The following is a 23696-nucleotide window of genomic DNA, read 5'->3' on the forward strand; positions in this document are numbered from 1 at the left end:
GTGATCCGCCTCAGGCCACGAACACGGTCTTGATGTTGACGAATTCCTTGATGCCGTAGGCCGACAGCTCGCGCCCGTAACCGCTGTCCTTGACGCCGCCGAACGGCAGCCGCGGATCGGAGCGCACCGCGTCGTTGACGAACACGCAGCCCGCCTCGATGGAATCGGCGGCGATGCGTTCGGCCCTCGCGAGGTCACGCGAGAGCACCGAGGCGCCGAGCCCGTAGCTGGAGTCGTTCGCCGTGGCGATCGCCTGCGCCTCGTCGCGCACGGGGATGATCGCGGCCACGGGCCCGAACAGCTCCTCCTCGTACGCCGGCATTCCCTTGCCGACGTCGGTGAGCACGGTGGGCGGATAGAACGCGCCGGGGCCCGAGGGCAGCTCGCCGCCGAGCAGGCAACGCGCGCCGCGCCGGATGCTGTCCTGCACCTGCTGGTGCAGGCCTTCGCGCAGGTCCTGGCGCGCCAGCGGGCCGATTTGCGTTTCCATGTCGAGCGGATCGCCCTGGCGCACGGCTTTCATCTTCTCGACGAAGCGGCGCTCGAACTCACCGCGCACCGCGTCGACGACGATGAAGCGCTTGCCCGCGATGCAGCTCTGCCCGCCGTTGACCAGGCGCGCCTTCGCGCTCACGGCCGCGGCCTGCTCGATGTCGGCGTCTTCGAGCACGAGGTAAGCATCGCTGCCGCCCAGTTCGAGCACGGTCTTCTTCAGGTGCTGGCCGGCATGACTCGCGACGGTCCGCCCCGCCGGCGTGCTGCCCGTGAGCGTGACCGCGCGCACCAGCGGGTGCGCGATCACCGCCTCGACCTGCTCACTGCCAATCAGCAGCGTGCGCAGCAGGTCGTGCGGCTCGCCCGACTGCCGCAGGATCTGCTCGATCGCCAGCGCACAGCCGGGCACGTTGGACGCGTGCTTGAGAACGACCGCGTTGCCGGCCATCAGCGCCGGCGCGGCAAAGCGGAACACCTGCCAGAAGGGAAAGTTCCAGGGCATCACGGCGAGCACCACGCCCAGCGGATTGAAGGTGACGAAACTTTTGCGCGCGTCCGATCCGATCGTCTGCGGCGCGAGGAACTGCTCCGCGTGCTCGGCGAAATACTGGCAGCACAGCGCGCACTTCTGCGCCTCCGAGATTCCGTCGCGAACGGGCTTGCCCATCTCGCGCGCCATCAGTTCGCCCCACTCGCGCGCACGCTCGCGCAGCGCGGCCGCCACCGTGCGCAGCCTTTGCGCGCGCTCGACCATGGAGGTGGCGCGCCAGGTCAGGAACGCGTCGTGCACACGACCGATGATCTCGTTGACATCGTCAGCGCGCATGGCCGGATAGGACTTGATCTTCTCGCCAGTGGCGGGATTCACGGATTCGATGCTCATGGTGTGGCTCCGCGGATGGGCTGCGGCGTGTCGCGCGTATCTCGTTAAGACCCGGGTTGCAAGGAAGGAGTTCGGTGTCGCTGGCGTAAGCTCGGCGCATGCCCGCGAACCTCTACGCGCTCGGCGCGATCGCCCTCTGGGCCACGCTCGCGACCCTGGGCGTGTCACTGTCCCACGTGCCGCCGTTCCTGCTCACCGGCCTTGCGCTCGTGACCGGCAGCGTGCCGGCGTGGCCGCTCGTGCGGCAGTGGCGCGTTCCGCCGCGGACGCTGGCGCTCGGCATCTATGGCCTCTTCGCCTATCACTTCCTCTTGTTCGTCGCGCTGCGCAGCGCGCCCGCGGTCGAGGCCAACCTCGTCAATTACCTGTGGCCGCTGCTCATCGTGCTGCTGGCGCCGGTCATCCTGCCGGGCCTGCATTTGCGCCTGGCGCACGTGCTCGCCGGGCTCGCCGGCTTCGCGGGCGCCGCCGTCGCGATCCTGGGCGGCGGCACCTCGGGCGGCGGCTGGTCCTGGGGGTATGTCCCGGCGCTCGGCGCGGCGTTCATCTGGTCGACGTATTCGCTGATGACGCGCCGCGTGGCCGCATTCCCGACGGCGGCAGTCGGCCTGTTCGGTTTGGTCTCGGGGATGCTCGCGCTGCTGTGCCACGCGTGGCTGGAGCCGCCCGCCCGGCTCGCCGCGCGCGACTGGCTGTTCATCGTCATCGCCGGGCTCGGGCCCCTGGGTGCGGCGTTCTTCCTCTGGGACAAGGCGCTCAAGCTCGGCGACCCGCGCCAGATCGGCATCCTGAGCTACATCACGCCGCTGGCCTCGACGCTGCTGCTCATGATCGCGACGGGCCGCCCGCCCTCGTGGAGCATCGTGCTGGCGGCAGCGCTGATCATCGGTGCGGCCGTGCTCGGCACCCGCGCGCCTCAGCCCGCGAGCAAGGTCGCCGGGTCCTCGGCTTCCAGCACCTGACGCGCCCAACCCTCGAGGCGCGACGCGTCGGCCCGCAGCACCTCCTGCTTCACCGCGAGGATTTGCGCCGGGTGCATCGAGAAGCTGCGCAGGCCCAGGCCGAGCAGCAGGCGCGTCATGCTCGTGTCGCCCGCCATCTCGCCGCAGACGCTCACGCCCTTGTGCTGGCGGTTGCATTCGGCGATGGTCTCGGCGACCAGTCTCAGCACCGCGGGATGCAGCGGGTCGTACAGGTGGGCGACCGATTCATCGGAGCGGTCGATCGCCAGCGTGTACTGGATCAGGTCGTTGGTGCCGATCGAGAGGAAATCGAAGTACTTGAGGAAGATCTTCAGCGTCAGCGCCGCCGCGGGGATCTCGATCATCGCGCCGATCTTGACCGGCCCGTAGACGACGCCGCGGTTGTCCAGCTCCGCCCGCGCGAAATCCAGCAGCGACAGGGTCTGGCGGATCTCGCTGGCATGCGCGAGCATCGGGATCAGCAGGTTCACCTGGCCTTGCGCCGCCGCGCGCAGGATCGCGCGCAGTTGCGTGAGGAACATCGCCGGGTCGGCGAGGCTCCAGCGGATGGCGCGCAGCCCAAGCGCGGGATTGAGGTGCGCCGCGTCCCGCATCGCCTCGTCCAGCGGCTTGTCGGCGCCGACGTCGACGGTGCGGATCGTCACCGGCAGGCCTTCCATGCCGCGCACCGCACGCACGTAGGCCTCGTACTGTTCGTCTTCGTCGGGCAGGTCGCCGCGGCGGCCCATGAAGAGAAACTCGCTGCGGAAGAGGCCCACGCCGACGGCGCCGGCCTTCAGCGCATGCGGCGCATCGTCGGGCATTTCGATGTTGGCGAGCAGCTCGACCTTCTGCCCGTCCATCGTGAGCGCGGGCGTGTGGCGCAGGCGCGAGAGGCGGCCGCGCTCCAGTTCGCCCTGCCGTTGCTTGAAGCCGTACTCGGCGAGGATGATGGGCGACGGATCGACGATCATCACGCCGGCGTCGCCATCGACGATCACCCAGTCGTCCTGCCGCACCAGCTGCGAGGCGCTGCGCGCGCCCACCACCGCCGGGATGTCCATGCTGCGCGCCACGATCGCCGTGTGCGAGTTGCGCCCGCCCACGTCGGTGGCGAAGCCGGCGAACACGCTCTGCTTGAACTGCAGCATGTCCGCGGGCGACAGGTCGTGCGCGATCAGCACCAGCGGCACGTCGACGCTGTCGTCCAGCAGCAGGTCCTGCGGCGTCTTGCGCTTCGAGGGCGGCGGCGCCACGGGCGAAGGCACGCCCTTCATGTAGCGCAGGATGCGCTCGGCCACCTGCTCGAGGTCGGCCTTGCGCTGGCGCAGGTACTCGTCCTCCATCTCGTCGAACTGGCGCGACAGCACTTCCAGCTGCGTCGTCAGCGCCCATTCGGCGTTGTAGAGGCGATCGGTGATCCAGTGCTTCACGCCCGAGATCAGCTCCTCGTCCTGCAGCAGCATCAGGTGCACGTCCAGCAGCGCCGCGAGTTCGTGCGGCGCTTCCTTGGGCCCCATCTGCGCGATCGTGTGCTGCAGGCGGTGGATCTCGTCGACCACCGCGTTGCGGCCCTGGCGCACGCGCTCGATCTCGGCGGCGACCTGGCCCGGCTCGACGAAGTAATGCGCCACGTCGACGCGGCTGGACGCCATCAGCACCGCGCGCCCGATCGCGATGCCGCGGGCGACTGCGAGGCCGTGGACGGAAAAGGTCATGGTTTCGCCGCCCGGCCGCCGGAAGGCGAAACGCGGCCCCCTCGGGGGGCAGAGAGCCACACGCAGTGGGCGAATGTGGGGGCCATGTCGCTACTCGCCTTCGCCGAACTTGTCGTTGATGAGCGCGACGATGGCATCCAGGGCTTCCTGCTCCTTCTCGCCCACCGTCTCGATCGTCACCTCGCTGTCCAGGCCCGCGGCCAGCATCATCACGCCCATGATGCTCTTGCCGTTGATGCGCCGGTCGCCGCGGCTGATCCACACCTCGCAGGGGTAGCTGCCGGCCAGCTTGGTGAGCTTGGCCGAGGCGCGGGCATGCAGCCCGAGCTTATTGCTGATGGTCGCGGTCGTCCTGCTCATGGTTGCGGCGGGGCTGGTTCTGGGGTGCGGTGATGGCGACCTGCATCACGCCCTGGGTGCCGCCGATGACGGCGCGCGAGACGAGGGCATCGAGCGGTTCGTTGCGGTAGCTGACGGCGCGCAGCAGCATCGGCAGGTTCACGCCGGTGATCAGGCGCGACTTCACGCCATCGACGAGTTTCTGCGCCACGTTGCTCGGCGTCGCGCCGAAGATATCGGTGAGCACGAGCACGCCTTTCGTGCCGTTGGCGCGAAACAGCTGGTCCAGCGCGATCTTCGCCGTGGACAGCGTCTCCTCCGGCGGGAGGTTGGGCTGCACGTCGATCGCCGCCAGGTGCGCGCCGCAGTCGGGAAAGACGTGCAGCGCGCACTGCCGCAGCGCGTGGGCGAGCGGGGCGTGGGCGATGATCAGGATGGCGTTCACTGGCTTTGATTATCCGTCGCCGCCCACAGAAACCAGCCATAGCCGAACAGGCAGGTCACGAGGAACACGGCCATCGCGGCGCGAAAAGACGACACCGCGTCCCAGCCGGCGGCCCCGAACGCGTCCACCAGCAGGCCGATGCCCCACTGCACGACGAAGACTCCGGCGAAGATCACCAGGTTGTACGCCGACAGCGCACGTCCCGCCAACCGCGGGGGAAACGCCATGCCCACCGCCGGCTGGGCCAGCGAGATGAAGGTCGCCGAGACGCAGAACAGCGCCCAGGACACCGGACCCGCCGCCGGCCCGGCCCAGACGATGGCCGCGAGCACCAGCAGGTTCAGCGGCACGCCGCGCGCGATCAGCTTGTCGGTGGTGATGCCGCGGCGCTGCAGCCACGGGTTCATGAGCCCCCAGCTCCAGAAGGTGGCGAGCATGCTGAGGTTGATCAGGAACAGGCCGCCGGCCGCCTGCGCGGCGTCGAACCCCGTGACGCGGACCATCCACGGCCCGGCCCACAGCGACTGGATCGCGATCATGCCGCCGTAGTTGAAAAAGCCCACCGGCACCATGCGGCGGAAATAGGGATGGCGCCAGACCTGCGCGTAGCTGGGAGGCTTCGCGGACGGCTCGTGCACGCCGCTGCCCCACCGTGGGAGCAGGAAGGCAATGGCGACGCTGGCGATCGCGATCCCGGCGGCGACGATCCAGAACACCGGCCGCCAGCCGATGCGCGGCATCAGCCATTGCACCGGCAAGGTCGACGCGACCATGCCCAGGGAGCCGGTCATCAGCATCCACGAGTTGGCGCGCAATTGCGCCGGCGGCTCGAGCCAGTGGCGAAAGCCGGTGAGCGGCGCCATCAGGCAGGCGCTCACGCCGACGCCGCACAGCACGCGCGCCGCGAGCAGGCCGGCGAAGCCGCCCGCCAGCGAGAACGCGACGCACCCGGCGATCGCGGCCACCATGAAGCCGAGCATCACACGCTGCGGCCCGTAATGGTCGAGCCAGCGTCCGAGCGGCAACTGCGGCAGCGCGAAGCCCAGGAAGAAGCCGCCCGCCAGCAGGCCGAGCTGCTGCGCGTTCAGCGCGAATTCGCGGGTGAGCGTCGGCGAGAGCGTCGCCGTGATGGCGCGCAGCACCGCCGAAAAGAAATAGGCGAAGGCGAACGCGAGGAAGACGAGGACGGCGCGCTGTCGCGTGAGCACCGTCATTCGAAGCGCAGCCCCGCGAAGAAGGGCTCGGTCATCTCGGTCTTCAGGCGCGGCGCGTAGACCACCGCCTGGAACACGCGCGTGCCGCGCGCGAAGTACGCGGCCTGGCTCTGCACGGCACTGCCGTCCCCGCGCTGGCCCGCGGCGCGCACCATCGCGGATTCGGCCAGGCCCAGCGCACCCTGGGGCTGGTAAGGCTGCTCTCGCTCGACACGGGATTTCGAAGCCGCGAGGCTCGCCTTCTTCCATTGGGCCAGCGCGGCGGCGAGCTCGCCGGCCTGCCCGACGTCGGCGTACAGCACCGCGAAGGTCGCACCGCCCGTCTCGCAGCCGAACGCGTGCACGACGATCTCGCGCCCCGGCGTGAATTCGATGCGGCGCTCGACGGCGTCGGGCTTGCAGGGCAGCATCGCCCGCAGGCCGGTGGATTCGACGGGGATCTCGCGCCAGTTGAAGGTCGGTGTGCAGGCGGCGGCGAACAGGAGCAGGGCCGCGGCGATCGGTCGATACATCCCCGCAATTATCGGTTTGGCCCACAATCTCCCGTCATGAATTCACTCGACGGCATCCGTGTGCTGGACCTCTCGCGCGTGCTCGCGGGACCCTGGTGCACCCAGACCTTGGCCGACCTGGGCGCCGACGTCATCAAGATCGAGCGGCCGGGCAGCGGCGACGACACCCGCAGCTGGGGGCCGCCTTTCCTGCAGGATGCGCAGGGGCAGGACACGCACGAGGCCGCGTACTACCTCGGTGCGAACCGCAACAAGCGCTCGATCACCTGCGACATCGCGCAGCCGGCCGGCCAGCAGCTCGTGCGCGAGCTGGCCGCGCATTGCGACGTGCTGGTGGAGAACTTCAAGGTCGGCGACCTCGCGCGCTACGGCCTGTCGTACGAAAGCCTGCGCCAGGTGAACCCACGGCTCGTGTACTGCAGCATCACGGGGTTCGGGCAGACCGGCCCCTACCGCGACCGCGCCGGCTACGACTACATCGTGCAGGGCATGGGCGGGCTGATGAGCATCACGGGCGAGCGCGACGACCTGGGCGGCGGTCCGCAGAAGGTCGGCGTCGCCGTGGCGGACCTCTTCACCGGCATGTACGCGGCCACCGCGATCCTCGCCGCGCTGCGCCATGCGGAGCGCACCGGCGAAGGCCAGTGGATCGACATGGCGCTGCTCGACACGCAGGTCGCGATGCTCGCGAACCTCGGGGCGAACTATCTCGTGAGCGGCCAGGTGCCGGGCCGCGCGGGCAACGCGCACCAGAACATCGTGCCCTACCAGGTGTTCGAGACCGCGCCGGGTGCGGCGGGCCGCGACTTCATCATCCTCGCCGTCGGCAACGACTCGCAGTTCGCGAAGTTCTGCGAGGTCGCGGGCCGGCCCGAGCTCGCCGCCGATGAGCGTTTCGCCAGGAACCAGGGGCGTGTGCGCAATCGCCGCGTGCTCGTGCCCCTCCTCGAGGAGACGATGCTCACGCGCACGAAGGCCGATTGGCTCGCCGCGCTGGAAACGGCACGGGTGCCGTGCGGCGCGATCAACAACCTGGCCGAAGTCTTCGCGGACCCGCAGGTGAACGACCGACGGATGGTGAACACATGGCCGCATCCGCTGCGCGACGACGTGCGGCTGGTGGCCAGCCCGATCAAGATGAGCGGCACCCCCGTGCGCGCGGACCGGCCGCCGCCGCTGCTCGGTCAGCACACGGTCGAAGTGCTCGGCGAGCTGCTCGGATACGACGCCGTGCGCATCGAGGCGCTGAGGCAGCAAGGAGCGATCTGATGGCCGAATTCGTCCTCGTGCATGGTGCGTGGCATGGCGCCTGGTGCTGGCGCGACGTGGTGCGGACGCTGACCTGCGCCGGTCACCGGGTGCACGCCGTCACGCTCACGGGGGTGGGCGAGCGCGCGCACCTGATGTCGCCGGCGATCACGCTGGAAACCCACATCGCCGACGTCGTCAACGCGATCGAGGCGGAAGAAATGCAGCAGCCCGTGCTGGCCGTGCATTCCTTCGCCGGCATGATCGGCACCGCGATCGCCGACCGCATGCCGCAGCGGCTCGCACACCTGGTGTATGTCGACGCCGTGCTGCCGCTGCCGGGCGAAAGCTGGAGCAGCACGCATGCGGCCGTCACACGCGAAGCGCGCATCGCCGCGGCCGAAGCTTCGCACGACTACAGCTTCCCGCCGCCCGACCCCGCGGTATACGGCCTGGCCGGCGCGCAGCACGCGTGGGTGGGCCGGCGCCAGGTGCCGCATCCCGGCCATACCTACACCGCGCCGCTGCAATTCGATCCGCGGCGCGTGGCGAGCGTGCCCCGAACTTTCGTGGACTGCAACGCGCCGCCGCTCGCCACGATCGATGCGAGCCGCCGGCGCGTGCGCGATCCGGGCTTCTGGGGCGCGCCGTGGCGCATCACCGAGATCGCCACGGGGCACGACCCGATGGTGAGCGCCCCCGCGGAACTGGCCCGAGTGCTGATGGCCTGTATTTGACCTTGCGCATGCAGGCCGGGGCCGCGCGGCCGTAAAATTGCGCCATGGCCAAGACCCCCGTCGTCATCGGAGTCGCCGCCGCGGCCCTGATCGCGGCCGGCGCGGCGTTCTATGTCGCCGGCGCGAGCGAAGCGGCGCCGCCGTCCACCTTCGTGCTGCTGGACGGCTCGAAGAAGACGACCGCCGACCTGAAAGGCCGCGTGACCCTCGTGAACTTCTGGGCCACGAGCTGCGTGACCTGCGTGGGCGAGATGCCCAAGATGATCGCGACCTACGACAAGTACCACGGCAAGGGATACGACATGCTGGCGGTGGCGATGAGCTACGACCCGCCGAGCTATGTCGTGAACTACACCGAGACGCGCAAACTGCCGTTCCAGGTCGCGATCGACAACACCGGTACCGTGGCGAAGGCCTGGGGCGACGTGCAGCTCACGCCCACCACTTTCCTGGTGAACAAGCGCGGCGAGATCGTCAAGCGCTATGTGGGCGAGCCGAACTTCGCCGAGCTGCACCAGCTCATCGAAAAGCTCCTCGCCGAGGGCTGATCCGGCGTGCGCCGGGCGATTGGCGCAAGCTGTTGAGCACGTGCTCACTTGTCTTGTGGGCCCGAATGGGCTGCGTTGTTGATGTGCGGGCCTGTCACAAAATGGCAAGCGCGAGTACCTGCCCGCCGCGCTAAACTGGCGGGCCGTTCCACTTCGCATCCAGCCGCTTGGATCCGCTTCGTATTCCGCTCGCCGAGCTGACCACCCCCCTCCATCCCCACGAGATCGAAACGCTGCGCGGACTCATGCGCGAGTACGCGAACGCGCTGGGCGTGGACCTGTGCTTCCAGGACTTTGACCATGAACTCGCCACCTTGCCGGGCGAGTACGCCGCGCCGCGCGGCGCGCTGTTCATCGCCAACGTGAACGGCAAGCCGGCCGGATGCGTGGCGCTGCGCCCGCTCGATGCGACCGACTACCCGAATGCGGCGGAAATGAAGCGCCTGTACGTGCGCGACCGGTATCGCGGCAGCGGGCTCGGGCGTGAACTGGCGGAAGCAGCGCTCGATGCCGCCCGCGAGGCCGGCTACAGCTGCGTGCTGCTGGACACGCTGGACGACATGGAGGCCGCCCGGGGGCTGTACGAGGACCTCGGCTTCCACGAGATCCCGCCGTACTACCACAACCCGATCCCCGGGGCGCACTACCTCAAGTGCGACGTGGAGATGGCCGTCACGCCGCGCGCGCTTGCGCGAGCAACGTCCCTGCGTCGCTGACCTCGAACTTGCCGGGCGCCTCGACGTTGAGCGAGGCGACCTTGCCGTCCTTCACCAGCATCGAGTAACGGGCGCTGCGCACGCCCATGCCCTTGCTCGTGAGGTCGAGCGTGAGGCCCGTCGCCTTGGCGAAATCGGCGCTGCCGTCGGCCAGCATGCGCACCTTGCCCGCCGTCTTCTGGTCGCGCGCCCAGGCGCCCATCACGAACGCGTCGTTGACGCTCAGGCACCAGACCTCGTCGACGCCCGCCTGCTTGAACTCGTTGAACTTCTCGACGAAGCCCGGCACGTGCTTGGCCGAGCAGGTCGGCGTGAACGCCCCGGGCAACGCGAACAGCGCGATCGTCTTGCCCTTGGCGGCCTCGGCCACGTTCACCGGGTTCGGGCCGATCGAGCAGCCATTGCCCTCCACTTCCGAGTATTCCTGCAGCGTCACCGCGGGCAGCGCATCGCCGACCTTGATCATGGGCATTCTCCTGTTCGTGAAAAAAGAAACGGCCCACATTGTGGGCCGTTTTGCGGGTTGACGCAGGACGCGAGGATCAGACCTCGGCCGCCTTCTCGACCAGGCGGGTCGCAACCCAGTTCTTGGTCTTGGAGATCGGGCGGCTTTCCTGGATCTCGATGATGTCACCGACGTGGAATTCGCCCTTCTCGTCGTGCGCGTGGTACTTGCTCGACTTGGCAACGATCTTGCCGTACAGCTCGTGCTTCACGCGGCGCTCGACGAGCACCGTCACGGTCTTGGAACGCTTGTCGCTCACGACCTTGCCGACGAGGGTGCGCTTGAGGGAAGTCTTTTCAGCCATTGTTCTTGTCCTTCCTTACTTCGCAGCCTTCTCGACCAGCTTCTGGGCGAGGATGGTCTTCGCGCGGGCGATGTCGCGGCGCGTGTGGCGCAGCGAGCTCGTGTTGGCGAGCTGTTGCGTGGCCTTTTGCATGCGTTGGCCGAAATGGGCCTTCTGCAGTTCCTTCACTTCGGCTTGCAGCTCGGTCACGTCCTTCTGGCGCAGTTCAGCAGCTTTCATTTCAATGCTCCTTATGCGCCGATCTGGCGGGCGACGAACGTGGTGCGAAGCGGCAGCTTCGCGGCGGCCAGGCGGAACGCCTCGCGCGCGAGTTCCTCGGGCACGCCGACGATCTCGAACACGACCTTGCCCGGCTGGATCTCGGCCACGTAATACTCGGGGTTGCCCTTGCCGTTGCCCATCCGCACTTCGGCGGGTTTCTGGGAGATCGGCTTGTCGGGGAACACACGGATCCAGATACGGCCGCCGCGCTTGACGTGGCGGGAGATCGCGCGACGCGCGGCCTCGATCTGGCGGGCCGTCAGGCGGCCACGGTCCGTGCACTTCAGGCCGAAGTCACCGAAGGCCACCGAGTTGCCCCGGGTGGCGAGGCCGGTGTTGCGGCCCTTCTGCTCTTTGCGGTATTTGCGGCGAGCGGGTTGCAGCATGTTTACTCTCCTTTACCGTCCGCCGGCGTTGCGGCGGGCGCGGCCTTGCGGACGCGCTTAACGGTAGTTTTCGGTGCGTCGGCACCTGGGGTGGCTTCGGCGGGCTTGTCGCTGCCGTCGGTGGGTGCGGCGCTGGTCGTGCCGGCGCCGGCGCCCGCAGGCGTGCGGCGCGGGCCGCCACGGCGATCGCCGCCGGGGCCGCCACGGCGGTCGCCGTCACGGCGCGGGCCGCGCGGGCCGCGGCGCTCTTCGCCTTCGGGACGCGGGGTCGCGTCGAGGTTCGGCGCGTCGCGCATGCCGAGCGTGTCGCCCTTGTAGACCCACACCTTGACGCCGATGACGCCATAGGTGGTCTTGGCTTCGGAGAAGCCGTAGTCGATGTCGGCGCGCAGCGTGTGCAGCGGCACGCGACCTTCGCGGTACCACTCGGTGCGCGCGATCTCGATGCCGTTCAAGCGGCCGGCGGACATGATCTTGATGCCCTGCGCGCCCAGGCGCATCGCGTTCTGCATCGCGCGCTTCATCGCGCGACGGAACATGATGCGCTTCTCGAGCTGCTGGGTGATCGAGTCGGCGATCAGCTGGGCATCGACTTCGGGCTTGCGCACTTCCTCGATGTTGACGGCGACCGGCACGCCCAGGCGGCGCGCGAGTTCCTTCTTCAGGTTCTCGATGTCCTCGCCCTTCTTGCCGATCACGACGCCCGGACGCGCCGAGAAGATCGTGATGCGGGCGTTCTTGGCGGGGCGCTCGATCAGCACGCGCGAGACGGCGGCGTTCTTCAGCTTGGCCTTGAGGTACTCGCGCACCTTGATGTCTTCGGCCAGCATGCCGGCGAAGTCGCGGTTGTTGGCGTACCAGCGGCTGGCCCAGTTGCGGCTGACCGCGAGGCGGAAGCCGGTCGGATGGATTTTCTGTCCCATGTCTTTCCTGGTGCCCTTAGTTGCCGACGGTCACGTACACATGGCACGTGGGCTTGCTGATGCGGTTGCCGCGGCCCTTGGCGCGCGCCGTGAAGCGCTTGAGCGTGGCGCCCTGCTCGACGTAGATGGTCTTGACCTTCAGCTCGTCGATGTCCGCGCCGTCGTTGTGCTCGGCGTTCGCGATCGCGGACTCCAGCACCTTCTTGACGATCAGGGCGGCTTTCTTCGGCGTGAATTCCAGGATGTTCAGGGCCTGGTCCACCTTCTTGCCGCGGATCAGGTCCGCCACCAGCCGACCCTTGTCGACCGAGAGGCGCACACCGCGGAGGACTGCACGTGTTTCCATGATCATGTGTCCTTACTTCTTCGCGACCTTCTTGTCGGCCGGGTGACCCTTGAAGGTCCGCGTGAGCGCGAATTCGCCCAGCTTGTGGCCGACCATCTGGTCGGTGATGTAGACCGGCACGTGCTGCTTGCCGTTGTGCACGGCGATCGTCAGCCCGATGAAGTCGGGCAGGATCATGGAGCGGCGCGACCAGGTCTTGATCGGCTTCTTGTCCTTGGCGGACACGGCCTTGTCGACCTTGGCCACCAGGTGGTGGTCGACGAAGGGACCTTTCTTGAGGGAGCGAGTCATCTCTTAATGTCCCTTCTTCACTTCTTGCGGCGCGAGACGATGAACGTCTGCGTGCGCTTGTTGTTGCGGGTGCGATAGCCCTTGGTGAGGTTGCCCCACGGGTCCACCGGATGGCGGCCTTCGCCGGTCTTGCCCTCGCCGCCACCGTGCGGGTGGTCGACCGGGTTCATCACCACGCCGCGCACCGTCGGGCGGATGCCCATGTGGCGCTTCACACCGGCCTTGCCGAGCTGGCGCAGGCTGTGTTCCTCGTTGGCGACTTCACCGATCGTGGCGCGGCATTCGATGTGGATGCGGCGCACTTCGCCCGAACGCATGCGGACCTGCGCGTAGGTGCCTTCGCGCGCCAGCAGCGTCGCGGAGGCGCCCGCGGAACGCGCGATCTGCGCGCCGCCGCCCGGCTGGAGTTCGATGCAGTGGATCGTCGAGCCCACCGGGATGTTGCGAACCGGCAGCGTGTTGCCCGCACGGATCGGCGCTTCCGAGCCGGACATCAGCGTCGCGCCCACATCCACGCCCCGCGGGGCGATGATGTAGCGGCGCTCGCCGTCCGCGTACAGCAGCAGCGCGATGTGCGCCGTGCGGTTCGGGTCGTACTCGATGCGCTCGACCTTGGCGGCGATGCCGTCCTTGTCGCGCCGGAAGTCGACCACGCGGTAATGGTGGCGGTGGCCGCCGCCCTTGTGGCGCGTGGTGATGTGGCCGTTGTTGTTGCGGCCGGACTTCTGGTGCTGGGGCTCCAGCAGCGGCGCGAACGGGTCACCCTTGTAGAGGTGGTCGCGCGAGATCTTCACCATGCCACGCTGGCCCGGCGAAGTCGGTTTCATCTTGATGACGGCCATGATTTACGCAGCCTCCCCGGACAGGTTCAGCTCCTGACCTTCCTTCAGCGTCACGTAGGCCTTGCGAACGTTGTCGCGGCGGCCCACCGAGCGGCCGAAGCGCTTGGTCTTGCCCTTGATGTTGACGACGGACACGCCCGTGACTTCGACCTTGAACATCAGTTCGACGGCCGCCTTGATCTCGGGCTTGGTGGCATCCTGCAGCACCTTGAAGGTGACGGCATTGGTCTTGTCGGCGACGCTCGTGGCCTTCTCGGACACGATGGGCGCGACCAGGACCTGCATCAGCCGGCCTTCTTCGAACTGGCGCTGCGCGGGGGTCGGATTGATTCGGCTCATGCGAACATCTCCTTGAGCTGGTCGATGGCGGCCTTGGTGACCAGCACCTTCTTGTAGTGCACCAGCGACAGCGGGTCGGCGTAACGCGGCTCGACCACGAGCACGTTCGCCAGGTTGCGCGAGGCGAGGTACAGGTTCTCGTCGACCTGGTCGGCGATCACCAGCACGGAATCCAGGTTCATGGCCTTGAACCGGGCGGCCAGCTGCTTGGTCTTGGGCGAATCGACCTTGATCGAATCGACCACCGCCAGGCGGCCCTCACGGGCGAGCTGGGAGAAGATGGACGCCATGCCGGCGCGGTACATCTTCTTGTTGATCTTCTGGGTGAAGTTCTCGTCCGGGCTGTTCGGGAAGATCCGTCCGCCCCCGCGCCACAGCGGCGACGAGGTCATACCGGCGCGGGCGCGGCCCGTGCCCTTCTGCTTGAACGGCTTCTTGGTCGAGTGCTTGACCTCTTGGCGGTCCTTCTGCGCGCGCGTGCCTTGACGCGCGTTCGCCTGGAAGGCGACCACCACCTGGTGCACCAGGTCTTCGTTGTATTCGCGGCCGAACACGGTCTCCGGCGCGTCGATCTTCGACGCGGCCTGGCCCTGCTCGTTCAGGAGTTCGAGTTGCATTACTTGGCTCCCTTCGCGGCGGCGGCGGGCTTGGCCTTGGCCTTCACGGCCGGACGTACCGTGACGAAACCGCCCTTCGAGCCGGGGATCGCCCCCTTGATCAGCAGCAGGTTGCGCTCGCCGTCGACGCGGAAGATGTCCAGGTTCTGGGTGGTGCGCTGGTCGTCGCCGAGGTGGCCGGTCATGCGCTTGCCCGGGAACACGCGACCGGGGTCCTGCGCCATGCCGATCGAGCCGGGCACGTTGTGCGAGCGGCTGTTGCCGTGCGAGGCGCGCTGGGACGCCATGTGATGGCGCTTGATCGTGCCGGCGTAGCCCTTGCCGATGGTCGTGCCCTGCACGTCCACCTTCTGGCCGGCGGCGAAGACGTCGGCCGCGGGCACGGTGGCGCCGGGCGCGTACTTCGCGGCGGCATCCTGCGTGACGCGGAATTCCCGGGTGATCTCGCCGGCCTCGGCGCCCGCCTTGGCGAGGTGGCCGGCCAGCGGCTTGGCGACGCGCGAGGCCTTGCGCTTGCCATACGTGACCTGCAGGGCCACGTAGCCGTCGTTCTCCTGGGTCTTGACCTGGGTGACGCGGTTGCCCGACACGTCCACCACCGTGACAGGAACGGCGTCCCCGTCATCGGTGAAAAGGCGCATCATGCCCACCTTGCGGCCCAGCAACCCCATCGAGGTGCTCAGACTCATGTTATTGCTCCGTTGCTTCCGCCGCAGCCGCTTCAATTGGCTTCTGCGTTTGACGCCCACCCCAAGGCAGGCGGCGAAAGAAGGTTGATGAAAAAGCGAATCCTCACCCATTTCGGGCGAAGTCCGCGATTATAGCCTTGCTCGGGAAAGCGTGCAAAAGACCGGCCCGGCCTTCTGCAACAATCGCCGCTCCCGTCCACAAGACACCGGAGGAGACCGTCCGTGAAGTTGTCCCTGCTGCCCCTGGCCGCGGCGTGCGCCATCAGTGCCGCTGCGTTTGCCGCCCCCCAACCCGTCGGCGCGTCCGCCGGGCTCACCGTCCCGCCCAGGGAGTTCCTGGAGGCCTGCCGCGCCGACATGGCCAAGGCCCGGGCCGGGATGGAGCAACTGAAACTGCTCAAGGCCAGCCCGGCCGCAACACTGGAAGCCTACGACACCGCCCAGTGGATCCTGGGCGCGGCCGACGCGCGCGCGGGTCTCGCCCATGAGGTGCACCCCGACGCCGCCTTGCGCGAAGCGGCCGAGAAATGCGACCAGGAGACCTCGGCGCTGTACACGGATTTTGCGCTCGACCGCGGCATCTACGATGCGCTCGCGAAGATCGATGCCCAGGGGCTGGACCCGGCGGGTCGCCACTACCTCGAGCGCACGCTGCTGCACTTCCGGCTGGCGGGCGTCGACCGGGACGAGGCTGCGCGCACGCGACTGAAGCAACTCGACGCGGAGCTCGTCAAGCTCAGCCAGCAGTTCAACAAGAACATCCGCGAAAGCGTCCTGACCCTGGAGCTTGCACCTGCGGAGCTCGACGGTTTGCCGCCGGATTACGTGAAGGGGCACCCGGTCAATGCCAACGGCAAGGTGGTCCTCAAGACCGACAACCCGGACTACGTGCCCTTCATGTCGTACGCGAAGAACGGCGCGGCGCGCGAGAAGTTCTGGAAACTGTATCGCCAGCGCGCGGCGCCCAAGAACATCGCCGTCCTGGACGAGATGCTGGCCCGGCGCCACGAGAAGGCGCGGCTGCTCGGGTTCGCGAACTGGGCCGACTACATCACGGCCGACAAGATGATCGGCAACGGCAAGGCCGCCGACGACTTCATCGAGAAGATCACCGTGGCCGCCGACGCCCGCGCCAGACGCGACTATGCCGACCTGCTCGCGCGCAAGAAGAAGGACGACCCGGCCGCGGCCGACGTGAAGCCCTGGGATACCGGCTACTTCACCGACCGCATCAAGACCGAGCAGTACGGCGTCGATTCGCGCGAAGTGCGCCCGTACTTCCAGTACGACAACGTGAAGAACGCCGTGCTGGACACGACGGCCCGGCTGTTCGGCATCCGCTTCGAGCGCGTGAAGGATGCGAAGGTCTGGCATCCGGATGTCGAGACGTACGACGTGTACGAGGGCACGCGCCTGATGGGACGGGTGTACCTGGACATGTTCCCGCGCGAGAACAAGTACAAGCACTACGCGAACTTCACCCTCCTGCGCGGCAAGGAAGGCGCGGCGTTGCCCGAAGGCGCGCTGATCTGCAACTTCCACCAGCCCGGCGCGAACGATCCCGGCCTGCTCGAATACGGCGACATCGTCACGTTCTTCCACGAGTTCGGCCACCTGCTGCACGGCGTGCTGGGCGGCCACCAGCACTGGGCCGGCATCAGCGGCGTGGCGACCGAGCGCGATTTCGTCGAGGCGCCTTCGCAGATGCTGGAGGAGTGGGCGCGCGACCCGAAGACGCTGCAGTCCTTCGCGATCCACTACCAGACCAAGCAGCCTATCCCGCTCGAGCTCGCGAAGAAGTTGCGCACGGCCGACGAGTTCGGCAAGGGCCTGTTCGTGCGCCAGCAGATGTACTACGCGGCGACCAGCCTCGACTTCCACAACCGCGACCCGAAGGGGCTCGACACGACGCGCCTGTCGGCGCAGTTGCAGGAGAAGTACACGCCGTTCAAGTACGTGCCCGACACGTACTTCCACACGGCCTTCGGTCATCTCGACGGGTACTCGGCCGTGTACTACACGTACATGTGGTCGCTGGTGATCGCCAAGGACATGTTCAGCGCCTTCAGCGCGCAGGGCGACATCATGAAACCCGAGGTGGCCATGAAGTACCGCCGCGCCGTGCTCGAGGCCGGCGGCTCCAAGCCCGCCGCGGAACTGGTGAAGGACTTCCTGGGCCGCCCGTACAGCTTCAAGGCGTACGAGAACTGGTTGAACCAGGACTGAGATTCCGAAGCCCATGAAAAAAGCCGCCCGAGGGCGGCTTTTTCCTGGGGCGTGCAGCGCTTACTGCAGCTTGATCTCGACGTCCACGCCGGCCGGCAGGTCCAGCTTCATCAGCGCGTCCACCGTCTTGTCGGTGGGATCGACGATGTCCATCAGGCGCTGGTGCGTGCGGATCTCGAACTGGTCGCGCGAGCTCTTGTTCACGTGCGGCGAGCGCAGGATGTCGAAGCGCTTCATGCGCGTCGGCAGGGGCACCGGGCCCTTGACGATGGCGCCGGTGCGCTTGGCCGTGTCGACGATCTCGGCGGCCGACTGGTCGATCAGCTTGTAGTCGAACGCCTTGAGGCGGATGCGGATTTTCTGTTGCGTGGCCATGGGTTACTCCATGATCTTCGCGACGACGCCGGCGCCCACGGTCTTGCCGCCCTCGCGGATGGCAAAGCGCAGGCCCTCTTCCATGGCGATCGGGGCGATCAGCTTGACGGTGATCGTCACGTTGTCCCCGGGCATCACCATCTCCTTGTCCTTGGGCAGCTCGATGGCACCGGTCACGTCCGTGGTGCGGAAGTAGAACTGCGGGCGGTAGTTGTTGAAGAACGGCGTGTGACGCCCGCCCTCGTCCTTGGACAGCACGTACACCTCGGCGGTGAAGTGCGTGTGCGGCTTGATCGAGCCGGGCTTGGCCAGCACCTGGCCGCGCTCGACTTCCTCGCGCTTGGTGCCGCGCAGCAGGATACCGACGTTGTCGCCGGCCTGGCCCTGGTCCAGCAGCTTGCGGAACATTTCCACGCCGGTGCAGGTGGTCTTGAGCGTCGGCTTGATGCCCACGATCTCGATTTCCTCGCCGACCTTGATCACGCCGCGCTCCACGCGGCCCGTCACAACCGTGCCGCGACCGGAGATGGAGAAGACGTCTTCCACGGGCATCAGGAACGCGCCGTCCACCGCGCGCTCGGGCGTGGGGATGTAGCTGTCCAGCGCATCGGCCAGCTTCATGATGGCCTGCTCGCCCAGCTCGCCCTTGTCGCCTTCGATGGCCAGCTTGGCCGAGCCGTGGATGATGGGGGTGTCGTCGCCGGGGAATTCGTACTTCGAGAGCAGCTCGCGCACTTCCATCTCGACGAGCTCCAGCAGCTCGGCGTCATCGACCATGTCGCACTTGTTCAGGAACACGATGATGTAGGGCACGCCCACCTGGCGCGCCAGCAGGATGTGCTCGCGCGTCTGGGGCATGGGGCCGTCGGCGGCCGACACGACCAGGATGGCGCCGTCCATCTGGGCGGCGCCCGTGATCATGTTCTTGACGTAGTCGGCGTGGCCGGGGCAGTCCACGTGGGCGTAGTGGCGATTGGCCGTCTCGTATTCCACGTGGGCGGTGTTGATGGTGATGCCGCGCGCCTTTTCTTCGGGAGCCGCGTCGATCTGGTCGTATGCCTTGGCTTCGCCGCCGAACTTGCTGGCCAGGATCGTGGTGATGGCCGCCGTCAGCGTCGTCTTGCCATGGTCCACGTGGCCGATCGTGCCCACGTTCACGTGCGGCTTGGTCCGCTCGAATTTGCCTTTTGCCATTTCAAATCTCCGATAAAAAGAGCAATGCCCGTGTCCTGGTTTTAGGTCTGCACCTGGCTGCTGGTTCCCTCACCACGGGCAGCGAGGGGCACCAGGTCGCAGACCATTCCTGTTTACTTCGTGCGCGCGGCGACGATCGCCTCGGCCACGTTCTTCGGAGCTTCGGCGTAGTGCTTGAACTCCATCGTGTACGTGGCGCGGCCCTGCGACATCGAACGCAGCGTGGTCGAGTAGCCGAACATCTCCGACAGCGGCACTTCGGCCTTGATGACCTTGCCGCCGCCGGGCATGTCGTCCATGCCTTGCACCATGCCGCGACGGGACGACAGGTCGCCCATCACGTTGCCGGCGTAGTCCTCGGGCGTCTCGACTTCCACGGCCATCATCGGCTCGAGGATGACGGGCGACGACTTCTTCGCGCCTTCCTTGAAGCCGAAGATGGCGGCCATCTTGAACGCCTGTTCGGACGAGTCCACTTCGTGGTACGAACCGAAGGTCAGCGTGACCTTCACGTCGACCACCGGGTAGCCGGCCAGCACGCCGCTGTTGAGCGCTTCTTCCACGCCCTTCTGCACGGCCGGGATGTACTCGCGCGGCACCACGCCGCCCTTGATCGCGTCGACGAACTCGAAACCCTTGCCCGTTTCGTTCGGCTCGACCGTGAACACCACGTGGCCGTACTGGCCCTTGCCGCCCGACTGGCGGACGAACTTGCCTTCGACGTCCGTCGACTTCTTGCGGATGGTTTCGCGGTACGCGACCTGCGGCTTGCCGACGTTGGCTTCCACGCCGAACTCGCGCTTCATGCGGTCGACGATGATTTCCAGGTGCAGCTCGCCCATGCCGGCGATGATGGTCTGGCCCGATTCCTCGTCGGTCTTGACGCGGAACGACGGGTCTTCCGCGGCCAGACGCTGCAGCGCGATACCCATCTTTTCCTGGTCGGCCTTGGTCTTGGGCTCCACGGCCTGCGCGATCACGGGCTCGGGGAACACCATGCGCTCGAGCATGACGATCGAATCGGGATCGCACAGGGTCTCGCCGGTCGTCACGTCCTTCAGGCCCACGCAGGCGGCGATGTCGCCGGCGCGGATCTCTTCGATCTCGAGGCGGTTGTTCGCGTGCATCTGCACGATACGGCCGATGCGCTCCTTCTTGCCGCGGATCGGGTTGTACACGCTGTCACCCTTGGACAGCACGCCCGAGTACACGCGCACGAAGGTGAGCTGGCCGACGAACGGGTCGGTCATCAGCTTGAACGCGAGCGCCGAGAACTTCTCGTTGTCGTCGGCCTTGCGGCTGACCGGCTTCTCGTCCTCGTCCGTGCCGGCCACCGGGGGAATGTCCACCGGCGAAGGCATGAGCTCGATCACGGCGTCCAGCATGCGCTGCACACCCTTGTTCTTGAAGGCCGTGCCGCACAGCATCGGCTGGATCTCGCCGGCGATCGTGCGCAGGCGCAGGCCCTGGGTGATCTCGGCTTCGCTCAGTTCGCCTTCCTCGAGGTACTTGTTCATCAGGTCCTCGTTGGCTTCGGCGGCGGCCTCGACCATCTTCTCGCGCCATTCCTTGGCGGCCTGCGCCAGCTCGGCCGGGATGTCCTCGTAGGCGAACTTCATGCCCTGCGAGGCCTCGTCCCAGATGATCGCCTTCATCTTCAGGAGGTCGACCACGCCGGTGAAGTTTTCCTCGGCGCCGATCGGGATCACGATCGGCACCGGGTTGGCGTTCAGGCGCGCCTTCATCTGGTCATAGACCTTGTAGAAGTTGGCGCCCGTGCGGTCCATCTTGTTGACGAACGCGAGGCGCGGCACCTTGTACTTGTTCGCCTGGCGCCACACGGTCTCGGACTGCGGCTGCACGCCGCCCACGGCGCAGTACACCATGCAGGCACCGTCCAGCACGCGCATGGAACGCTCCACCTCGATGGTGAAGTCCACGTGGCCGGGGGTGTCGATGATGTTGATGCGGTGCTCGGGGAAGGACAGGTCCATGCCCTTCCAGAAGCAGGTGGTGGCAGCCGAGGTGATCGTGATGCCGCGCTCCTGCTCCTGCTCCATCCAGTCCATGGTGGCGGCGCCGTCGTGCACTTCACCGATCTTGTGGTTCACACCGGTGTAGAAAAGGATGCGCTCCGTGGTCGTGGTCTTGCCGGCGTCGATGTGCGCCGAGATACCGATGTTGCGGTAGCGCTCGATGGGCGTTTTACGGGCCATGATGATCTTTCAGTTCAAACGGCACAGGCCCGCTCTCGGCGGGCCCGCACCTTTCGGATATGGGGACGGTTCTTAGAAGCGGAAGTGGCTGAAGGCCTTGTTCGCCTCGGCCATGCGGTGCACTTCGTCGCGCTTCTTCATCGCACCGCCACGGCCTTCCGTGGCCTCCATCAGTTCGTTGGCCAGGCGCAGGGCCATCGACTTCTCGCCGCGCTTCTTCGCGGCCTCCTTCAGCCAGCGCATGGACAGCGCCAGGCGGCGCACCGGCCGCACTTCCACCGGCACCTGGTAGTTCGCGCCACCGACGCGGCGGGACTTCACCTCGACCATCGGCTTGACGTTGTTGATGGCCATGGTGAAGGCCTCGACCGGGTCGCGGCCGGGGTTCTTCTTCTCGATCTGCTCGAGCGCGCCGTAGACGATGCGCTCGGCGATCGCCTTCTTGCCGCCTTGCATGATGACGTTCATGAACTTGGCGAGCTCGACATTGCCGTACTTGGGATCCGGCAGGATTTCACGCTTGGGGACTTCGCGACGACGTGGCATTTCTGTTCACCTTTCAATTTGCTTCAGCCGGCCCTCTTGGAGCCCAGGGAGCCATCCGGCTTCCCGCTTACTCGACCCGACAGCGGGTCACTTCGCTTCAATTCGCCTGCCGAGCGATTGAAGCACCGACAAACGACAATTTCCTTAAGCCTTCTTCGGGCGCTTGGCGCCGTACTTCGAGCGGGACTGCTTGCGATCCTTCACGCCCTGCAGGTCCAGCGAGCCGCGGACGATGTGGTAGCGCACACCCGGCAGGTCCTTGACCCGGCCGCCGCGCACGAGCACCACCGAGTGCTCCTGCAGGTTGTGGCCTTCGCCGCCGATGTACGAGATGACCTCGAAGCCATTCGTCAGGCGCACCTTGGCGACCTTGCGCAGGGCCGAGTTCGGCTTCTTCGGCGTCGTGGTGTACACACGGGTGCACACGCCCCGACGCTGGGGGCTGTTCTGCATCGCGGGCGACTTGGATTTGGTCTTTTCGACCTCCCGGCCCTGACGCACGAGTTGGTTGATGGTTGGCATTAAAAAATGTCCCTGGACAAGCGTGAAATGGGAATGGCGCCTTCGCGCTCGCTCGCGCGAAGGCCTTCCGTTTTCCCGCCCCAAATGCGGGAAAGCCCTCTAGTATAGCTGGGAAGGGCGGGCGGCGCCTAGGCTGTTATTTCACCCAGAGGCGGACGGCGTCCCAGGCGCGGCTCAGGATGCCCGCCTGTTCGACCGCCTCGAGCGCCACCAGCGGCACTTCCGTCAGTGCCTGGTCGCCCGCCGAAACCTTGAGAACGCCCACCTGCTGCCCCTTGGTCAGCGGTGCGATCAGCGGGTCGGGGCGCGCCACCTGGGTCTTGATCCGGGCGGCCGTACCGGCGGGCACCGTCAGCACGATCGGCTGGGTGCGGCCGAGCTTCGCCGTCTTCTGCGTGCCTTTCCAGACCTCGGGGGTGACCACGGCCTGGTTGGCGTCGAACAGCTTCACGTCCTCGAAGGCGGTGAAGCCCCAGTTCAGCAGCTTCTGGGCTTCGTTCGCGCGGGCGGTTTCGCTGGAGGCGCCGAGCACGATCGCGAGCAGCCGCCGGCCCTGCAGGTTGGGGAAATCGCGCTTGGCCGTGGCGATCAGGCAATAGCCCGCCGCCTCGGTATGGCCGGTCTTCAGACCGTCCACGGTCGGATCGCGGAACAGCAGCATGTTGCGGTTCGTGTCGTTCGCCGTGGGCGTGCCTTCGTAGCGGTACTTCTTGATCGAGTAGTAGTGCAGGTACTCGGGGAAGTCCTGCAGGATGCGCGTCGCGAGGATGGACAGGTCGCGCGCCGTGGTCGTGTGGCCCGGCGTGGTCAATCCTTCGGGATTCTTGTACGCCGTGTTTTTCATGCCCAGCGTCTTCGCCTGCTGGTTCATCAGCTCGACGAAATGCTCCACGGTGCCGCCCACCCCCTCGGCCAGGGCGATGGTGGCGTCATTGCCCGACTGCACGATCATGCCCTTGATCAGGTCATCTACCGGCACCGTCATCTTCGGGTCGATGAACATGGTCGAGCCGCCGATCTTCCACGCGCGCACGCTCACGGGCAGGCGCTGCTCCAGCGTGATCTTCTTCGCGCGCAACGCGTCGAAGACGAGGTACTGCGTCATTAGCTTGGTCAGCGATGCCGGCTCGACGGGCGAGTCGGTGTCGCGGCCCGCGAGGACCTGGTTGGCGGTCACGTCCACCAGCATGTAGCTGCGCGCGGCGATCTCGGGAGGCTGGGGCGTCTGCGCGGCGGCGGCGAAACAGACAAGGGCCAGGAGCGGCGCAGCGAGCGCCTGCAGGATTCTCTTCATGGG

At 67.1% G+C, this 23696-nt stretch carries 29 protein-coding genes; 6 read left to right on the forward strand and 23 right to left on the reverse strand.

Annotated features, from left to right (window positions below; translation table 11 throughout):
- Positions 1-10: 10 nt before the first annotated feature.
- On the reverse strand, positions 11-1378 hold the full coding sequence (locus AC3EF3_RS18040; RefSeq protein ID WP_488533526.1) for an NAD-dependent succinate-semialdehyde dehydrogenase: 1368 nt from the start codon (positions 1376-1378) through the stop codon (positions 11-13).
- A 98-nt stretch (positions 1379-1476) separates the two neighbouring features.
- On the opposite strand from AC3EF3_RS18040, the gene AC3EF3_RS18045 reads away from it, so the two are divergent.
- Positions 1477-2340, forward strand: a complete 864-nt coding sequence (locus AC3EF3_RS18045) for a DMT family transporter (RefSeq protein WP_488533527.1) — start codon at positions 1477-1479, stop codon at positions 2338-2340.
- On the opposite strand, the gene ptsP is transcribed toward AC3EF3_RS18045, so the two are convergent.
- The 5 genes from ptsP to AC3EF3_RS18070 form a co-directional block, all read right to left on the reverse strand.
- Positions 2295-4058 (reverse strand): phosphoenolpyruvate--protein phosphotransferase, encoded by a 1764-nt coding sequence (ptsP, locus tag AC3EF3_RS18050; protein ID WP_488533528.1) that lies wholly within the window; start codon positions 4056-4058, stop codon positions 2295-2297. The genes AC3EF3_RS18045 and ptsP overlap by 46 nt on opposite strands.
- A gap of 90 nt (positions 4059-4148) precedes the next feature.
- A complete protein-coding gene (locus AC3EF3_RS18055) occupies positions 4149-4418 on the reverse strand; it encodes an HPr family phosphocarrier protein (RefSeq protein WP_488533529.1) in 270 nt (89 codons plus the stop codon).
- Entirely contained in the window at positions 4387-4842 is a 456-nt protein-coding gene (locus AC3EF3_RS18060; protein WP_488533530.1) for a PTS sugar transporter subunit IIA, read from the reverse strand. The genes AC3EF3_RS18055 and AC3EF3_RS18060 overlap by 32 nt, the downstream gene beginning before the upstream one ends.
- Positions 4839-6056: an MFS transporter gene (locus AC3EF3_RS18065; RefSeq protein ID WP_488533531.1), complete on the reverse strand. Its 1218-nt coding sequence runs from the start codon at positions 6054-6056 to the stop codon at positions 4839-4841. The genes AC3EF3_RS18060 and AC3EF3_RS18065 overlap by 4 nt, the downstream gene beginning before the upstream one ends.
- Positions 6053-6568, reverse strand: coding sequence for a hypothetical protein (locus tag AC3EF3_RS18070; RefSeq protein WP_488533532.1), 516 nt, complete (start codon positions 6566-6568; stop codon positions 6053-6055). The genes AC3EF3_RS18065 and AC3EF3_RS18070 overlap by 4 nt, the downstream gene beginning before the upstream one ends.
- Before the next feature lie 36 nt (positions 6569-6604).
- On the opposite strand from AC3EF3_RS18070, the gene AC3EF3_RS18075 reads away from it, so the two are divergent.
- The 4 genes from AC3EF3_RS18075 (at position 6605) to AC3EF3_RS18090 (ending at position 9817) form a co-directional block, all read left to right on the forward strand.
- Positions 6605-7837, forward strand: coding sequence for a CaiB/BaiF CoA transferase family protein (locus tag AC3EF3_RS18075; protein WP_488533533.1), 1233 nt, complete (start codon positions 6605-6607; stop codon positions 7835-7837).
- Positions 7837-8553: an alpha/beta fold hydrolase gene (locus tag AC3EF3_RS18080; RefSeq protein ID WP_488533534.1), complete on the forward strand. Its 717-nt coding sequence runs from the start codon at positions 7837-7839 to the stop codon at positions 8551-8553. Before AC3EF3_RS18075 ends, AC3EF3_RS18080 begins: the two co-directional genes overlap by 1 nt.
- A gap of 44 nt (positions 8554-8597) precedes the next feature.
- Positions 8598-9101, forward strand: a complete 504-nt coding sequence (locus tag AC3EF3_RS18085; RefSeq protein ID WP_488533535.1) for a TlpA family protein disulfide reductase — start codon at positions 8598-8600, stop codon at positions 9099-9101.
- A gap of 245 nt (positions 9102-9346) precedes the next feature.
- Positions 9347-9817, forward strand: a complete 471-nt coding sequence (locus AC3EF3_RS18090) for a GNAT family N-acetyltransferase (protein ID WP_488533823.1) — start codon at positions 9347-9349, stop codon at positions 9815-9817.
- On the opposite strand, the gene AC3EF3_RS18095 is transcribed toward AC3EF3_RS18090, so the two are convergent.
- The 11 genes from AC3EF3_RS18095 to rplC all read right to left on the reverse strand — a co-directional run bounded on the left by AC3EF3_RS18095 (position 9774) and on the right by rplC (position 15320).
- Positions 9774-10283 carry a redoxin family protein gene (locus tag AC3EF3_RS18095; protein ID WP_488533536.1) on the reverse strand — a complete coding sequence of 170 codons (510 nt, stop codon included), beginning with the start codon at positions 10281-10283 and terminating at the stop codon, positions 9774-9776. The two genes, AC3EF3_RS18090 and AC3EF3_RS18095, sit on opposite strands and share 44 nt — an antisense overlap.
- Positions 10284-10359: 76 nt before the next feature.
- Positions 10360-10626 carry a 30S ribosomal protein S17 gene (gene rpsQ, locus AC3EF3_RS18100; protein WP_488533537.1) on the reverse strand — a complete coding sequence of 89 codons (267 nt, stop codon included), beginning with the start codon at positions 10624-10626 and terminating at the stop codon, positions 10360-10362.
- A gap of 15 nt (positions 10627-10641) precedes the next feature.
- Positions 10642-10845: a 50S ribosomal protein L29 gene (gene rpmC, locus AC3EF3_RS18105; RefSeq protein WP_488533538.1), complete on the reverse strand. Its 204-nt coding sequence runs from the start codon at positions 10843-10845 to the stop codon at positions 10642-10644.
- 11 nt (positions 10846-10856) lie between these two features.
- The gene (gene rplP, locus AC3EF3_RS18110) at positions 10857-11273 is read right to left on the reverse strand and encodes a 50S ribosomal protein L16 (protein WP_488533539.1); all 417 of its coding nucleotides are present in this window, start codon (positions 11271-11273) and stop codon (positions 10857-10859) included.
- 2 nt (positions 11274-11275) lie between these two features.
- Complete coding sequence (rpsC, locus tag AC3EF3_RS18115; RefSeq protein ID WP_488533540.1) at positions 11276-12196, reverse strand: 30S ribosomal protein S3; 921 nt, start codon at positions 12194-12196, stop codon at positions 11276-11278.
- Positions 12197-12212: 16 nt separating this feature from the next.
- On the reverse strand, positions 12213-12545 hold the full coding sequence (gene rplV, locus AC3EF3_RS18120) for a 50S ribosomal protein L22 (protein WP_488533824.1): 333 nt from the start codon (positions 12543-12545) through the stop codon (positions 12213-12215).
- Positions 12546-12554: 9 nt separating this feature from the next.
- On the reverse strand, positions 12555-12833 hold the full coding sequence (gene rpsS, locus AC3EF3_RS18125) for a 30S ribosomal protein S19 (RefSeq protein ID WP_488533541.1): 279 nt from the start codon (positions 12831-12833) through the stop codon (positions 12555-12557).
- 17 nt (positions 12834-12850) lie between these two features.
- Positions 12851-13675: a 50S ribosomal protein L2 gene (rplB, locus tag AC3EF3_RS18130; protein WP_488533542.1), complete on the reverse strand. Its 825-nt coding sequence runs from the start codon at positions 13673-13675 to the stop codon at positions 12851-12853.
- A 3-nt stretch (positions 13676-13678) separates the two neighbouring features.
- A complete protein-coding gene (gene rplW / locus AC3EF3_RS18135; protein WP_488533543.1) occupies positions 13679-14014 on the reverse strand; it encodes a 50S ribosomal protein L23 in 336 nt (111 codons plus the stop codon).
- Positions 14011-14631 (reverse strand): 50S ribosomal protein L4, encoded by a 621-nt coding sequence (gene rplD, locus AC3EF3_RS18140; RefSeq protein ID WP_488533544.1) that lies wholly within the window; start codon positions 14629-14631, stop codon positions 14011-14013. The genes rplW and rplD overlap by 4 nt, the downstream gene beginning before the upstream one ends.
- Positions 14631-15320 (reverse strand): 50S ribosomal protein L3, encoded by a 690-nt coding sequence (gene rplC, locus AC3EF3_RS18145; RefSeq protein WP_488533545.1) that lies wholly within the window; start codon positions 15318-15320, stop codon positions 14631-14633. The genes rplD and rplC overlap by 1 nt, the downstream gene beginning before the upstream one ends.
- Positions 15321-15542: 222 nt before the next feature.
- On the opposite strand from rplC, the gene AC3EF3_RS18150 reads away from it, so the two are divergent.
- On the forward strand, positions 15543-17546 hold the full coding sequence (locus AC3EF3_RS18150) for a M3 family metallopeptidase (protein WP_488533546.1): 2004 nt from the start codon (positions 15543-15545) through the stop codon (positions 17544-17546).
- A 60-nt stretch (positions 17547-17606) separates the two neighbouring features.
- Here AC3EF3_RS18150 and rpsJ read toward each other — a convergent pair whose 3' ends face one another.
- From rpsJ to AC3EF3_RS18180, 6 genes are all read right to left on the reverse strand, one after another.
- Positions 17607-17921, reverse strand: coding sequence for a 30S ribosomal protein S10 (gene rpsJ, locus AC3EF3_RS18155; protein ID WP_027102403.1), 315 nt, complete (start codon positions 17919-17921; stop codon positions 17607-17609).
- Between the two features lie 3 nt (positions 17922-17924).
- Entirely contained in the window at positions 17925-19115 is a 1191-nt protein-coding gene (tuf, locus tag AC3EF3_RS18160) for an elongation factor Tu (protein ID WP_488533547.1), read from the reverse strand.
- Between the two features lie 113 nt (positions 19116-19228).
- Positions 19229-21331: an elongation factor G gene (gene fusA, locus AC3EF3_RS18165; RefSeq protein ID WP_488533548.1), complete on the reverse strand. Its 2103-nt coding sequence runs from the start codon at positions 21329-21331 to the stop codon at positions 19229-19231.
- A 72-nt stretch (positions 21332-21403) separates the two neighbouring features.
- A complete protein-coding gene (gene rpsG, locus AC3EF3_RS18170; protein ID WP_027101804.1) occupies positions 21404-21877 on the reverse strand; it encodes a 30S ribosomal protein S7 in 474 nt (157 codons plus the stop codon).
- A 144-nt stretch (positions 21878-22021) separates the two neighbouring features.
- A complete protein-coding gene (gene rpsL / locus AC3EF3_RS18175; protein WP_017759704.1) occupies positions 22022-22399 on the reverse strand; it encodes a 30S ribosomal protein S12 in 378 nt (125 codons plus the stop codon).
- A gap of 136 nt (positions 22400-22535) precedes the next feature.
- Positions 22536-23693 carry a D-alanyl-D-alanine carboxypeptidase family protein gene (locus tag AC3EF3_RS18180; RefSeq protein ID WP_488533549.1) on the reverse strand — a complete coding sequence of 386 codons (1158 nt, stop codon included), beginning with the start codon at positions 23691-23693 and terminating at the stop codon, positions 22536-22538.
- Positions 23694-23696 lie beyond the last annotated feature (3 nt).

Source organism: Ramlibacter sp. GS1-15, assembly GCF_057785015.1.